Source organism: Actinomycetospora sp. C-140 (assembly GCF_054796175.1).
This window is the reverse complement of sequence record NZ_JBTWNF010000001.1, coordinates 1-13,986: the sequence shown is the minus strand read 5'-3', so window position 1 is coordinate 13,986 and position 13,986 is coordinate 1. Positions and strand designations below refer to the sequence as shown.

Sequence of the window (13,986 nt, the reverse complement as noted above, 5' to 3'; positions counted from 1 at the left end):
CGTCGGGTCGGATGGTCTCGCGCCATCCCACGGGAGTGACCGGTGTCACGGCCAGGGTTGCAGCGGTGTTGCAGACCCGTCCGGTCCGAACAGACGCGCCAGCTCCCCCGCGGACGGCGCAGCGACCTCGACGCCCGGGGCGATCCGGTACGGGCGCGCGGCGAGCAGCCCGCCGAGCACGCGGCGCAGACGGGACAGCTCGGCCCGCACGGTGACGAGGTGGTCGGCGTCGTCGTAGAGCGCGCGGCTGATGGCGGCCGCGTCGAGCCCGGTGCTGCCCGCCTGCATGAGCAGGGCGAGGATCTGCAGGTGGCGGCGACCGAGGGTGTGCCGCCACCGCTCGTTGCCCTCCACCACCGCGCCGGGCGGGTCCCCGTCGAGGTCGAGGCACAGCCGCGTCGCCCCCGGTCCGGCGCCGTCGGACGGGCGCAACAGCCACCCACCGGGGACGCGGTCGGGCAGGCAGGCGCCGAGACCGTGGATGAGCATCGCCTCGCCCGCGCGGGGCACACCGACGCGGTCGCGCGGGGCGAGCCCCGTCGACGCCGCGACCCAGCCGTGCTCGTCGACGACGAGCGCCGGGCCGCTCTGGCGGGCGAGGACCGGCGCGGCCACCGCCCGCAGCTCCCCGAGCCGGGTCTCGTGCGCCGCCCACAGGCCGGTCTCGGCGAGCCGGACCGCGGTGTGCACGAGCGCCACCGTCGTGGGATGCACGGTCGGCGCCGGTCCGGACAGGTCGACGACGCCGAGCATCTCGCCGGTGCGCGGGTCGTGGATCGGGCTGGCGGTGCAGGTCCACGGGTGCTGGGCGCGGACGAAGTGCTCGGCGGAGAACAGCTGGACCGAGGCGTGCTCGGCGAGCGCCGTGCCGATGGCGTTGGTGCCGACCGAGGCCTCGGTCCAGTCCGCGCCCGGCAGGAAGCCGAGGTCGTCGGCGAGCCGCCCGACCCGGACCGCGCCCTCGCGCCACAGCACGAGCCCGTCGGCTGCCGTGATCACCATGATGTGCTCGGCGTCCTCGGCCACGGCCGTGAGGCTCGCCCGCAGCTGCGGCAGCACGTGCGCGATCGGCGACTCGGCCCGGCGCCGCTCGACCATCTCCGGCGGCGCGGGATCGTCCAGCGACCGGCCGTCGGGCGCGACCCCGTAGGAGAGGACGCGGTCCCACGAGCGGCTGACGACCCGCCGCAGCGGCGTCGTGGGCCGGCTGCCGGACAGCCGCGCGTCGTGCGCCTGGTGGAGCATCCGGGCGTGCCGCCGCAGATCGGTGCTCCGCGTCACCGCGCAGATGCCGTCGTCCGCGTGGGGCATGGGGACACCTCCCTCGGCGTCGACGGGCCCAGCCGCAGCCTAAGCAGCGCCCGTGACCGGCGCCATACGCCGAGGGCTCGCGCGTCGGCCCCTCACTGCACGCAGAACTCGTTGCCCTCCGGGTCGGCCATGACCAGGCACCAGCCCGACGGCTCGTCGACCTCGCGCAGGAACGTCGCCCCGGCCGCTTCGAGCTTCTCGCGGTGGGCCTGCGCCGCCGCCTTGCGGTCGTCGGCCCCCGCGCCGACGTTGAGGTCGAGGTGGACGCGGTTCTTCACCGTCTTGCCCTCGGGCACCTTCTGGAACAGCACCCGGGGACCGGCGCCGTCCGGGTCGATCACGGCGTCGAGGCGGTCCCACTCGTCCTCCGGAATCCCGACCTGCGCGCCGAACTCCTCCCACGACGGGAACCCGGGCGGCGGGGGCTGGCGGACGTAGTCGAGCGCGAGCGCCCAGAACGCGGCCTGCTGCGCCGGGTCGTGGGCGTCGAACGTGATCTGCACTCCGATGGCCATGGGGGGAGTCTGGCGCAGGAGGCGGACGGCTCGCGTCCTCCTCTCACGGGCGACCCAGGCGTCGCAGGGCGGCGTGGGAGACGGTCGGCGGTACGGCGCCCGGGTCGAGGGCGCACCGCACGAGGGCCGCGGCGAGGCGGTCGACGGGTAGCGCGATCGGCGCGAGCAACCGGGCCACCAGCGGCGACGTCCCCGCCGGCAGCACACCGCCCGGGCGCAGGCAGCGGACGGAGAGCTCCGCGCCGGTGAGCGCCTGCAGGTCCCGCTCGGTGCGTCCTTTCAGCACACGGGTCCGGCGCTCCCACGGCAGCCGGGCGCTCCCGGTGGGATCGGCGCCCATCCCGCTGAGGTAGACGAAGACGAGCGGCCGGCGCCGCGCCGCGAGCCCCCGCGCCAGGGTCAGCGTCGTGGTGTGGGTCAGCCGCTCGTGGGCCACGGGGTCGGGCACGTCCGCGGCCGTCGCCCCGATCGTCCAGATGACGGCGTCGTGGTCGGCGAGGCGGTCGAGCAGCTCGCCGGGCCAGACCGTGAAGTCCTCGTGGAGGACGGTCGTCAGGCGCGGTGACGTGACGCCGAGCGGGCGGCGGGTCGGCGCCGTGACCTCGTCCATCCGCGGGTGGGCGAGCAGCCGCCCGAGCACCGCCGACCCCACGAACCCGGTGGCCCCGGTGAGCACCACGCGCACGCCGCCATCCTGCTCCGGGTTGGCGGGGGCGACGGTCCGGGCACCCCGCCGGGTGACCGAACCGCTCGATCTCTTCGCCGAGGCCGGACCACCCCCGGACCTCGAGGCCGTCCGCGCCGAGGCCGCCGCGTGCACGCGCTGCGAGCTGTACCGGGACACCCACGGCACCGTGTTCGGCACCGGACCGACGCAGGCGCGCCTCGTGATGGTCGGCGAGCAGCCGGGAGACCAGGAGGACCGGCAGGGCGCCCCGTTCGTCGGACCCGCCGGACGCCTGCTCGACGAGGCCCTCGACGAGGCCGGGATCGCCCGCGACGACGCCTACGTCACCAACGCGGTCAAGCACTTCAACTTCCGCTACCAGGGCAAGCGGCGCATCCACGAGACCCCGAAGGCCGGGCACATCCGCGCCTGCCGGCCCTGGCTCGACGCGGAGCTGGCGCTGGTGAAGCCGCAGGTACTGCTCACCCTCGGGGCGACGGCGGGCAAGGCGCTGCTCGGGTCGTCGTTCCGGATCACCGCGGAGCGGGGCGAGCCGCGGACCTGGAACGACCTGACCCTCGTCCCCACGATCCACCCGTCGGCGATCCTGCGGGCCGACCCGGATCGCGGGCAGGACCGCGACGAGATGTTCGCCGGCTTCGTGACGGATCTGCGCACGGCAGGCGAGCTGCTACACGGGTAGCCCCAGGCCGCGGGCGATCAGCAGGCGCTGGACCTCCGAGGTGCCCTCGCCGATCGTGAGGATGCGTGCGTCCTGGTAGTGCCGGGTCACCGCCGTGTCCTGCATGAACCCGTAGCCGCCGGCGAGCTCGGTCGCGAGGTACGCCGCCTTGTTCGCCGCCTCCGACGCGACGAGCTTGGCGGTGGCCGCCTCCCGCGCGATCGGACGGCCGTGGTCGTACTTCCACGCGCCGTCGTAGGTCATCACCCGCGCCGTCGCGGCCAGCGCGGCGATGTCGGCGACCCCGAACGCCACCCCCTGGTGGGCGCCGAGCGGGGCGCCGAAGGAGGTCCGGTCGCCGACGAAGCGCCGGACGTCGTCGAGGCAGCCCAGCGCGAGGCCCGTGCTCATCGCGGCGATCGGGAACCGCGCCCAGGTCAGGAACCCGAGCGCCTCGCGGTACCCGCGGCCCTCCTCCCCCAGCAGCGCGCTGCCGGGCACCCGGACCTCGTCGAAGAACAGCGGGTGGGTGTCGGACGCGCGCCAGCCGAGCTTCGCGTAGGGCCCGCCGACCGTGACACCGGGCGCCCGCAGCGGGACGAGGAACGCCGAGACCGGTCGCCGGCTCCGGCCGTTCGCCCCGGCCGCCGCCTCACCGGTCGCCGCGAACAGGATGACGTAGCGCGAGAACGGGGTGCCGGAGTTGGTGATGAACTGCTTCGACCCGGAGATCACCCAGTCGTCGCCGTCCCGCCGCGCCGTGGTGGAGATGTTGCCCGCGTCGGAGCCGCCCGTGGGCTCGGTGAGACCGAACGACACGAAGGTCTCCCCGGTGCACGCGTCGGGCAGCACCTCGGCGAGCAGGTCGTCGCGCCCGGCGGCCAGGTGCGCGAGCAGCGCGACGCTGATGGCCTGGACGTGGACGGTGACGGCCAGCGACGAGTCGACGCGCGCCATCTCCTCGGCGGTCACGCACAGCGTGCGCAGGTCGGCGCCGCCGCCGCCGAACCGTTCCTCGGCGAGCAGGCCGTAGGCGCCGAGCAGGCCGGCCGCGCGGGCCAGGTCGGCGTCGAAGGTGCCGTCGATGCTGCGCTGCGCCGCGCCCGGCGCGACCTCGCGCTCGCAGAATGCCCGCACCGTGCGCTGCCAGTCCCGGTGGTGGTCGTCGAGCGCCCACGGCACGCCGTAGTCGGCGTCGTCGAGCGTGCCGTCGAGGGGCGTCTCCGAGGTGCGGGTCATGCGCCGGCCACCCTCCGGTCCTGGCCGGCCCAGTGCGGCTCGCGCAGGGCCTTGCGCAGCAGCTTGCCGACGACGTTCTTGGGCAGCGGCTCGTGGACGAACTCGACGGCCCCGGGCTTCTTGTAGGAGCCGAGGTTCTGGCGGACCAGCTCCACGATCTCCTCGGCGGTCACCGTCGCCCCGGGCTCCACCCGGCACACGGCCATCGGTGTCTCGCCCCAGCGCTCGTGCGGCACGGAGAAGACGGCGACCTCGACGACCTCGGGGTGGTCGGCGATCGCCGACTCGAGCTCGGCGGGCCAGATGTTGAAGCCGCCCGAGACGATCATGTCGTCGGCGCGGTCGAGGACGTAGACGTAGCCGTTGGTGTCGATGCGCCCGATGTCGCGGGTGCGGACCCAGCCGTCGACGAGCCGGGTCGCGGTCAGCTCCTCGTCGTCCCAGAAGCCCCGCATCTGGCCCTCGACCTGGGCCCACAGCTCGCCGTCGGCACCGAGCGGCAGCGCCACCCCGTCCTCGTCACGGATCTCGATCCGCGCGAACGGCAGGACCTTGCCCGCGGCCCGCAGCGGCGACGAGCCCGGGACGTCGCCGAACCACTCCTGCGGGGTCATCACGGTCAGCGGGACGGCCTCGGTCTGCCCGAACACCTGGTGCAGGACGTCGCCGAACGCCGCGCGCCCGGCCAGCGCGGTCGCGTCGGTGATCGGCGCGCCGCCGACCAGCAGACACTGCAGCGCCGAGGTGTCGCGGTCGGCCCGCGAGGGATCGGCGGTGAGCATCTGCACCATCGACGGCGGCGCGAACATGTGCGTGACGCGGTGGCGCTCCATCAGCGCGAGCACCTTGGCGGGGTCGAACGCCCCGAAGAGCAGGTTGACGCTCCCGTGGAGCCACGCCGGCAGGAACAGGTAGCCCGACGCGTGCGAGATCGGGCCCGCGTGGCCGACGACGCTGTCGGTCTGCAGGTTCGGCAGGCGGTAGTACCAGTTGCGGCAGTTCACGAGCCAGTCGTGCTGGGTGTACCCGACGCCTTTGGGACGGCCGGTGGTGCCCGCCGAGTGCCGGATGACGTACCAGTCGTCGGCCCCGACCGGCAGCTGCGGATCGACGTCCGACTGCGCGTCCAGCCACTGCTCGTAGCCCGCATCGCGCACGAGGACGTGCTCGAGGCCGGCCGCTTCCTCCTCGAGACCCTTCACCTCGTCGACGTGCGCGGCGTCCACCACCAGCACGCGCACCTGCGTCTGCTCGATCATCTGCCGGTGGGCCCGCCGGGCGTTGCGGGCGTAGAGCGGGACGCGCACGGCGCCGGCGATCGCCGCGCCCAGGAACAGGTCCGCGGCCCCGAGGTCGTTCTCCTCGAGGCTCGCGACCCGGTCGCCGGGGCGGACGCCGAGCGCGATGAGGCCGTTGGCGGTGCGGACGCCGCGGTCCCACGCCTCGCCGAAGGTCAGGCTGCGGTGCTCGGTGACGAGCGCGGGCCGGTCGCGGTGCAGGGTCATGGCCTGGCGCATCAGGCTGGGCACGTCCATGGGGCGCTCCTCGTCCGGCCGGCTCCACCCGGTCTCCCGCGCGGACGCTAGGGCCGACGTGACCCGGGTCACCACCCTCGAACGAGGGGGCGTCAGGGCAGGAGGCCGCCCGCCCGGGCGCGGTGGACGGCCTCGCCGCGGGTGCGGCTGCCGAGCTTGGCCATCGCGGACTTGAGGTAGGACTTGACGGTCTCGACGCGCAGGCCGAGGTGCGCGGCGATCTCGCCGTTCGCGCGTCCGACCGCGACGAGGGCGAGCACGTCCTGCTCGCGGGCGGAGAGGTGGATCCCCGCCGCCACGGCAGTGGCGTCCGGGTGGTGGAGTCGGTCCGCGAGGATGTCGAGGCGGGCCCGGGTGGCCGCGTCGGTGGTGCCCGCCCGGGCCGCGCGGAGAACGGCGTGCAGCTCCCGGGCCTCCTCGCGGGAGAGCAGGACGTCGGGTGCCGGATCCCCGACCGCCGCGGGCGGACGGGGCGCGTGCCGGACCGCCGCCCGCACCGTGTCGATCATGCGGCTGAGGAACCGCTCGCCGAACTCGAGGGGGCGCCGCACCGCTCCGTACACGGCGCCCTGGAGGGCGCCGTCCACCCGGACCGGCAGCGCGAACACCGCCCGCAGCCCCTCCGCGCCCACGGCCTGGTCGAACTGGTGGGTGATGCCGGGCGCCCGCGCGTAGTCGGCGACGGCGAGCGGGCGCTCGAGGGCGAGGACCTTGCCGCCGAGCCCCTGCCCGACGCCCGTGACGAGTCCGTCCATGCTGCCGGCGCGCGCGCCGTGCATGTGCCCGAGCCGGAACACGGCCGCGCGGGCGTCGAGCGAGGCGGCGAAGGCCATGTCGAGGACCTCGACCTCGCCGAGCGCCCGGACCGCCCGCTCGAGCGGCGTGGGCTCGCCAGGGCCGGGGACAGCGCCCACCGCCACCTCCCCGCACCGGGACCGGGCTCCCGATGCTAGGCCACAGGTGTGGCCCGGGTCACGGCCGCGACGTGGGCCCGCCGATCAGCTGACCCCGGCGGCGTCCATCCCCCGCATCTCCTTCTTCAGGTCGGCGATCTCGTCGCGCAGGCGACCGGCGAGCTCGAACTGGAGGTCTCGCGCCGCCGCCATCATCTGGTCGGTGAGCTGCTGGATGAGGTCCGCGAGCTCCGCACGCGCCATGCCCGAGGTGTCGCGGTGCTCGACGATGCCCGAGCTGCCCCGCCCGCCGGCCTCGCCCGCCGCGCGGCGGCCGCGGGAGCTGTTGCGCGCGGACCCGCCGACCTCGACGGACTCCTCGGTGTCCTCGGCCTCGCGGTAGACGCGGTCGAGGATGTCGGCGATGTTCTTGCGCAGCGGCTGGGGGTCGACCCCGCGCTCGGTGTTGTAGGCGATCTGCTTCTCGCGGCGCCGGTTCGTCTCGTCGATGGCGTACTGCATCGACTCGGTGACCGTGTCCGCGTACATGTGCACCTGGCCCGACACGTTGCGCGCCGCGCGCCCGATCGTCTGGATCAGCGAGCGCTCGCTGCGCAGGAAGCCCTCCTTGTCGGCGTCGAGGATCGCGACGAGCGAGACCTCGGGCAGGTCGAGACCCTCGCGCAGGAGGTTGATGCCGACCAGCACGTCGTACTCGCCCGAGCGCAGCTGCCGGAGCAGCTCGACCCGGCGCAGGGTGTCGACCTCGGAGTGCAGGTAACGGACCTTGATGCCGAGCTCGAGCAGGTAGTCGGTGAGGTCCTCGGCCATCTTCTTGGTCAGCGTCGTGACCAGCACGCGCTCGTCCTTGTCGACCCGCGTGCGGATCTCGCCCACGAGGTCGTCGATCTGGCCCTTGGTCGGCTTGACGACCACCTCGGGGTCGACCAGGCCGGTGGGGCGGATGACCTGCTCGACGAACTCGCCGCCGGCCATCCGCATCTCGTAGTCGCCCGGCGTGGCCGACAGGTACACCGTCTGCCCGATGCGGTCGGCGAACTCCTCCCAGGTCAGCGGCCGGTTGTCGGTCGCGCTCGGCAGCCGGAAGCCGTACTCGACGAGGTTGCGCTTGCGCGACATGTCGCCCTCGTACATGCCGCCGATCTGCGGCACCGTCACGTGCGACTCGTCGATGACGAGCAGGAAGTCCTGCGGGAAGTAGTCGATCAGCGTGGCCGGCGCCGTGCCCGGGCCGCGGCCGTCGATGTGGCGCGAGTAGTTCTCGATGCCCGAGCAGAACCCGACCTGGCGGATCATCTCGATGTCGTAGCTGGTGCGCATGCGCAGCCGCTGGGCCTCGAGCATCTTGTTCTGGCGCTCGAGCTCGGCCAGCCGCTCCTCGAGCTCGGCCTCGATGGCCTTGACCGCCTTCTCCATCCGCTCGGGCCCGGCGACGTAGTGGGTGGCCGGGAAGATCCGCACGTCGTCGACCTGCTTGACGACGTCGCCGGTGAGCGGGTTGAGGTAGTAGAGCGACTCGATCTCGTCGCCGAAGAACTCGATGCGGACCGCGAGCTCCTCGTACGCCGGGATGATCTCCACGGTGTCGCCGCGCACCCGGAACGTGCCGCGGGCGAAGGCCATGTCGTTGCGGGTGTACTGCACGTCGACCAGGGCGCGGAGCAGCTGGTCGCGGTCGAGCTCGTCGCCCACGTTCAGCTGCACCGAGCGGTCGAGGTAGGACTGCGGCGTGCCGAGGCCGTAGATGCACGACACCGACGCGACCACCACGACGTCGCGGCGGCTCAGGAGGTTCGACGTGGCCGAGTGCCGGAGGCGCTCGACGTCCTCGTTGATCGAGGAGTCCTTCTCGATGTAGGTGTCGGTCTGCGCGATGTACGCCTCGGGCTGGTAGTAGTCGTAGTACGAGACGAAGTACTCGACCGCGTTGTTGGGCAGCAGCTCGCGCAGCTCGTTGGCCAGCTGGGCGGCCAGCGTCTTGTTGGGCGCCATCACCAGCGTCGGGCGCTGCACCCGCTCGATGAGCCAGGCCGCCGTGGCCGACTTGCCGGTGCCGGTGGCGCCGAGCAGGACGATGTCGTGCTCGCCCTCCTTGACCCGGTGCTCCAGCTCCTCGATGGCGGCCGGCTGGTCGCCCGCCGGGTCGTACGGGCTGACGACCTCGAACTGGCCCCCGGTGCGCTCGATCTCGCCCACCGGCCGGAACTCGGAGTGGGCGAGGGCGTCCTCGGGCAGCCCCTCGGGGTTCTCCCCGTCGCGGGCCGAACCCGGAACCTCTGTCGCGAAGGCCATGGGATCGAGGTTAACCGCGACCCCCGACAGCGACGCGGGAGACGGAGCGCAGCGGAGCTCGACCCGGCACGGACGCGGCGGGTCGCCGCTAGGGTCGCGGCCCGTGGGGATCCACGCGCCGAAGATCGAGACGTTCGACGTCACCGCCGGGACCAACACCGACCCGAAGGGTTTCGTCCGCGCCGTCGACGTCTACCGCGAGGCGCCGTTCGGGCTCTACCTCAGCCGACCCATGCCCGACCACCCGACGCTGACGCACCTGCGCTCGTGGCTGCTGCCCGCGCTCGGCATCCGGGTCACCGACTTCTCCTGGAAGCCCGGCCACGCACGGCTCCAGGACCACTACCTCGACATCGTCGACATCACCCGCGAGGGGGCGACCTGGCGGACCGAGGACCACTACGTCGACCTCGTCGTCCACACCGGCGAGCGGACCGAGGTGCTCGACCTCGACGAGCTCGCGGAGGCCGTCGCGGCCGGGCTGCTCGACCCCGGGCGCGCGGAACGGGCGCTCATGACGAGCCACGCCACCCTCGCCGCGCTCGCCGAGCACGGCCACGACCTGGAGCGATGGCTCGCGACGCGGGACGTCACCCTCACGTGGTCGTGATCCACCTCACGAGGAGAATGACAGCGGTGGGATTCGGGTAGGGGTCGCCGCACGGTCCCCCCGACGGGTGGCTTAGGGTCCTGCGCCGTGAGCCCGGTCGTCTCCCGCCAGCTGGTCGAGGTCGTCGACACCCGCTGCGCGACCCGCACCCTCCCCCTCACCGCGGACCAGGCCCTGGAGCAGGGCCTCGACCGATGGCACGAGGCCTCCTGGGGCCTGCGCACGACGGTCCTCGGCCCGGAGGACCCCTTCGTCCTCGCCGAGACGTGCTGGTACGTGCCCGACCACGGCCTGCGCCTGCGGCGCCGCACCCCGCGGGAGGGCGCCGGCGCCGGCGTCACCACCGAGATCGGCGCGGTGCGGATCGCCGTCGACGGTGACCGGTGGCGGTGCACCGACCTCCTGCTCGGCCTGGAGATCGTGCCCGGGCGCCCGGCCCGCGTCGTGCGGGACGCCGATTTCGCGGCGGCGGTGGCCGGCGGGGTGCTCACGGGCGCCGACGCCGACGAGGCCATGAGCACCGTGCACCGCGTGCTCGGCGAGCTCGTCGACGCCCGTCACGACCTCGACACCTGGACCCGCTCGCTGGGCGTCGGGGCGCTCACCGGGTCCTGACCGCCGTCCCGGCACGGCTGATCTAGCGTTCCCCCCGGTCACCGGAGGGGAGACGGGGCATGGGCAGCCTGATCGTGGTCGTCCTCGGACTGCTGGCCATCGCGGGGGTGCGCGTCCTCGCCGACCGGATCGGCGTCGGGGCCCCGCTCCTGCTGGTGGTCGCCGGTGTGGGCGTCTCGCTGCTGCCGGGAGTCCCCCTCGTGGAGATCGAGCCGGAGTGGATCCTCGCCGGCATCCTGCCCCCGCTGCTGTTCTCCTCGGCGGTGGCGATGCCGTCGATGGACTTCCGGCGGGCGTTCGGCGCGGTCAGCGGCCTGTCGGTGCTGCTCGTCGTGATCTCGTCGGTGGCGATCGGGCTGGTCGCGAACCTGCTCGTGCCCGGGCTGGGTCTCGCCGGCGGCATCGCGCTCGGCGCGATCCTGAGCCCGACCGACGCCGCGGCGACCGCCATCGTGCGCCGGGTCGGGGTGACGTCGCGGGTCACCACCGTGCTCGAGGGCGAGGGCCTGCTCAACGACGCCACCGCACTCGTGCTGCTGCGCGCCGCGATCGCCGCGTCCGCCGCCACGGTGTCGATCGGCGGCGTCGTCGGCCGGTTCGCGCTCGCCGTCGTCGTGGCCGTCGCCATCGGGCTCGTCGTCGGGGGTCTCGGCCTGCTCGCGCGGCGCCACGTGACGGGCCCCGCCGTGAACACCCTCCTGTCCTTCGCGACGCCGTTCGTCGCCTCGATCCCGGCCGAGGAGCTCGGCGCGTCCGGCCTCGTCGCGGCGGTGACGGCCGGGCTCGTCACCGGTCACGGGGCGACGCGGTGGCTGCCGGTGCGGCACCGTCTCTCCGACACCGAGACCTGGCGCATCGTCGAGCTCGTCCTCGAGGGAACGATCTTCCTGCTCATGGGTCTCCAGCTGACCGCGGTGCTCGAGGACCTGCACCGGTCCGGCGCCGCCGGGAGCCTCGGGCTCCTCGTGGCGGCGGTCGCGCTCGTCGCGACGGTCGTCGTGCGCGCCGGGTACGTGTCCGTCCTGGTGCTGTGGCTGCGGTCCTCGGCGCGGCGCGGCTCGGACATGCAGTCGCAACTGCAGGACATGGACGCGCAGCTGCAGGCCGGGGAGGAGGTCACCATCCGCGGGCGTCCGGTGTCGCTGACGACCCCGCAGCGCATCGCCCGGTTCCAGGAGCGGGTCCGTCTCAAGATCGCCGACATCGACTACTTCCGCGCCGCGCCCCTCGGCCCGCGCGAGGGCGTGGTGGTCGTGTGGGCGGGCATGCGGGGCGCGGTCACCCTCGCCGCCGCCCAGACCCTGCCGATCGGGTTCCCGCAGCGCTCCCTGCTCGTCTTCGTGGCGTTCGCCGTCGCGGCCGGCTCACTGCTCCTGCAGGGCGGGACGCTGGCCCTGCTCGTCCGGTGGGTGGCACCCGCTCCCGCCGAGGTCCCCTCCACCGCCGAGCAGGAAGCCCTCACCGAACGCCTGACGGCCGCCAACCTCGCGGTCCTCGACCGGCACGCCGGCGAGCCGGAGGTGGCGGCCTACCGCGAGCGCCTCGCCGCGCAGGGCGGCCGGCCCGACCCCGCGACGTCCACCGACACCCGCATCCGCGTCCGCCTGGAGATGATCGAGGCGCAACGGACGGCTCTCCTGGCCGCCCGCGACGAGGGCCGGTTCACCTCGGCGGCGCTCACGGCGGCCCTCGAGAACCTCGACGCCGAGCAGATCAGCCTCGAGCTGCGGGGCAACTCCGCCTGGACCTGACCGGCCGCTGCTGGACCCCGGTCTCAGGGCAGCGCGACCTCGGCCCGGACGGCCGCGGGGTCGGCGGCGACCCGGCGCGCGTCGCGGGCGGCGCGGTCGCGGGCCTGCACGACGGCCTTCGCCTGCTTCGCCTGCTTCCGGTCCTTGCCGTCGAGCACCAGCAGCCGGGCGGGACGGCCGGGGTCGGCCGACGCGTGACGTCCGGGGCCGACGGCCGGGAACCCCGCGACGGCCAGGGCCTCGGCGAGCTCGACGCCCGGCCGGTCGGCCTCGACGAGCAACTCGACGACGTCGGGGGCAGGCAGGCCGGGGACGGCGCCGGGCCCGACGTGCTCGACCCGGCGGACGTGCTCGCCACCGGCGACCGCCACGCGCGCGGCCAGGCGGCGTCCGGTGACCTCGCGGTCCTCCGCCGGCGCGACGACCTCGGTGGGCAGCGGGACCGCGGCGCCGTGCTCGACGTTCTCGGCGAACGGCACGAGGCGCTCGTGCCAGACGCGCTCGACCTGCTCGCGCAGGGCGCCCGCCACCCCGGCGTTCTCGAGCCACACGTCGGCCGCGGCGCGCCGGGCGCCGTCGTCGGCCTGCGCGGCCATCCGCGCGCGGGCGTCCTCGGCGGTCATGTCCCGGGTCTCCACGAGGCGCCGGACGCGCACGTCCACCGGTGCGTCGACCACGAGCACCAGGGCGAACGCGGCGCCCATCCCGTTCTCGACGAGCAGCGGGATGTCGTGGACGACGACAGCGTCGTCCTCGGCGTCGGCGACCATCTCGGCGGTCCGCGCGCCGATCCGCGGGTGCAGGATGCCGTTGAGCTCCTGCCGCTTGGCGTCGTCGCCGAAGACGATCCGGCCGAGGGCCGGGCGGTCGAGCGCCCCGTCCGCGTCCAGCACGTCCTCGCCGAACGCCGCGACGACCTCCGCGAGGCCCTCGGTGCCGGGTTCGACCACCTCGCGGGCGATCCGGTCGGCGTCGATCACCACCGCGCCCAGTTCGGTCAGCGTCGCCGCGACCGTCGACTTCCCCGCCCCGATCCCTCCGGTGAGCCCGAGCCTCAGCACGCCCGCAGTCTGCCCGAGGGGGCGGGGTGCTCACTCGACACGGGGTCGAGACTCGCCCACGGGAACCACTCGTGTCCCTGGCGTCACATCGCTATGGTGACGCCTCACGTGCACCACACGACCCGCTCACGACCCCGAGGAGCTCGCGTGTTCCTGTCACGCCGCCCCCGTGGCCGGCACCGCCTCGGCGCTCCCGGTCTGGTCTGGTGCCGCGCCCTGCCCCAGGTCGCCGCGGCCCTGTCCGTGCCCCACATCGCCCGCCGCGGGCTCGTGGAGCGCTTCCTCGCGGGACCGCGCCACCTGCGCCCGGCGCTCGTGACGCCGCCGCCCGCCTTCGGCTGAATCCCGGCGCCGGCGCTCACGTCCGGGCATCGCATGATCAGGGGCGACGTCATGCCCCCCGTCAGGCCTCGCCAGGTGTCTGACGCGCTCCTGATCCTTCCCGGGTGTCCTGGCACCGTCGGGGTTTCGCAGCGCCGTCGGGGTGCGCGGCGCCCGGCGGGGTTCGCAGCGACGGCGTCCCTCGCTGCGTCCAACGCACCGAAGGCGCCCCTCGGTCCGCGGCGGCCCCGTGGTCGCACCGCGGCGCGGGTGGAGCGAGGGCGTCCCTCGCTGCGTCCAGCGCACCGAAGGCGTCCCTCGGTCCGCGCCCGGCGCCACCCGCACAACGAGGCGCGGCAGACGCCCGCGCCTCGTCCGCTACGCGAGAGGCATCTTGGGCAGGGCGCGAGCCCTTCTGATCATGCGCAACGTGCCCCTCGCGGCAACCGCCGGCACCCCGGCGCACCCGGACC

13 protein-coding genes are annotated in these 13,986 nt (G+C 74.4%); 5 read left to right on the top strand and 8 right to left on the bottom strand.

Going from position 1 to position 13,986, the window contains the following annotated elements; all coding sequences use genetic code 11:
* Positions 1-45: 45 nt before the first annotated feature.
* From ACR9E3_RS00065 to ACR9E3_RS00055, 3 genes are all read right to left on the bottom strand, one after another.
* Positions 46-1,311: a GAF domain-containing protein gene (locus ACR9E3_RS00065; RefSeq protein WP_460377469.1), complete on the bottom strand. Its 1,266-nt coding sequence runs from the start codon at positions 1,309-1,311 to the stop codon at positions 46-48.
* A 92-nt stretch (positions 1,312-1,403) separates the two neighbouring features.
* Positions 1,404-1,826 (bottom strand): VOC family protein, encoded by a 423-nt coding sequence (locus tag ACR9E3_RS00060; protein WP_460377467.1) that lies wholly within the window; start codon positions 1,824-1,826, stop codon positions 1,404-1,406.
* 43 nt (positions 1,827-1,869) lie between these two features.
* Positions 1,870-2,511, bottom strand: coding sequence for an NAD(P)H-binding protein (locus ACR9E3_RS00055; protein WP_460377465.1), 642 nt, complete (start codon positions 2,509-2,511; stop codon positions 1,870-1,872).
* 52 nt (positions 2,512-2,563) lie between these two features.
* Between ACR9E3_RS00055 and ACR9E3_RS00050 the strand changes: the two genes are divergently transcribed.
* Positions 2,564-3,196 carry a UdgX family uracil-DNA binding protein gene (locus tag ACR9E3_RS00050; protein ID WP_460377464.1) on the top strand — a complete coding sequence of 211 codons (633 nt, stop codon included), beginning with the start codon at positions 2,564-2,566 and terminating at the stop codon, positions 3,194-3,196.
* On the opposite strand, the gene ACR9E3_RS00045 is transcribed toward ACR9E3_RS00050, so the two are convergent.
* The 4 genes from ACR9E3_RS00045 to uvrB form a co-directional block, all read right to left on the bottom strand.
* Complete coding sequence (locus ACR9E3_RS00045; protein ID WP_460377462.1) at positions 3,185-4,414, bottom strand: acyl-CoA dehydrogenase family protein; 1,230 nt, start codon at positions 4,412-4,414, stop codon at positions 3,185-3,187. The genes ACR9E3_RS00050 and ACR9E3_RS00045 overlap by 12 nt on opposite strands.
* Positions 4,411-5,949, bottom strand: a complete 1,539-nt coding sequence (locus tag ACR9E3_RS00040; RefSeq protein WP_460377461.1) for a class I adenylate-forming enzyme family protein — start codon at positions 5,947-5,949, stop codon at positions 4,411-4,413. Before ACR9E3_RS00040 ends, ACR9E3_RS00045 begins: the two co-directional genes overlap by 4 nt.
* Before the next feature lie 92 nt (positions 5,950-6,041).
* Positions 6,042-6,863, bottom strand: coding sequence for a helix-turn-helix transcriptional regulator (locus ACR9E3_RS00035; protein ID WP_460377460.1), 822 nt, complete (start codon positions 6,861-6,863; stop codon positions 6,042-6,044).
* An 84-nt stretch (positions 6,864-6,947) separates the two neighbouring features.
* A complete protein-coding gene (uvrB, locus tag ACR9E3_RS00030) occupies positions 6,948-9,155 on the bottom strand; it encodes an excinuclease ABC subunit UvrB (protein WP_460377459.1) in 2,208 nt (735 codons plus the stop codon).
* 103 nt (positions 9,156-9,258) lie between these two features.
* Between uvrB and ACR9E3_RS00025 the strand changes: the two genes are divergently transcribed.
* The 3 genes from ACR9E3_RS00025 (at position 9,259) to ACR9E3_RS00015 (ending at position 12,131) form a co-directional block, all read left to right on the top strand.
* Positions 9,259-9,765 (top strand): ribonuclease FAU-1 family protein, encoded by a 507-nt coding sequence (locus tag ACR9E3_RS00025; protein ID WP_460377458.1) that lies wholly within the window; start codon positions 9,259-9,261, stop codon positions 9,763-9,765.
* Between the two features lie 87 nt (positions 9,766-9,852).
* Positions 9,853-10,380, top strand: a complete 528-nt coding sequence (locus ACR9E3_RS00020) for a DUF402 domain-containing protein (RefSeq protein WP_460377457.1) — start codon at positions 9,853-9,855, stop codon at positions 10,378-10,380.
* A 59-nt stretch (positions 10,381-10,439) separates the two neighbouring features.
* Entirely contained in the window at positions 10,440-12,131 is a 1,692-nt protein-coding gene (locus ACR9E3_RS00015) for a cation:proton antiporter (RefSeq protein WP_460377456.1), read from the top strand.
* Positions 12,132-12,154: 23 nt separating this feature from the next.
* On the opposite strand, the gene coaE is transcribed toward ACR9E3_RS00015, so the two are convergent.
* Positions 12,155-13,192: a dephospho-CoA kinase gene (coaE, locus tag ACR9E3_RS00010; RefSeq protein WP_460377455.1), complete on the bottom strand. Its 1,038-nt coding sequence runs from the start codon at positions 13,190-13,192 to the stop codon at positions 12,155-12,157.
* 147 nt (positions 13,193-13,339) lie between these two features.
* Between coaE and ACR9E3_RS00005 the strand changes: the two genes are divergently transcribed.
* Positions 13,340-13,534: a hypothetical protein gene (locus tag ACR9E3_RS00005; RefSeq protein WP_285648316.1), complete on the top strand. Its 195-nt coding sequence runs from the start codon at positions 13,340-13,342 to the stop codon at positions 13,532-13,534.
* The last annotated feature ends 452 nt before the right edge of the window (positions 13,535-13,986 follow it).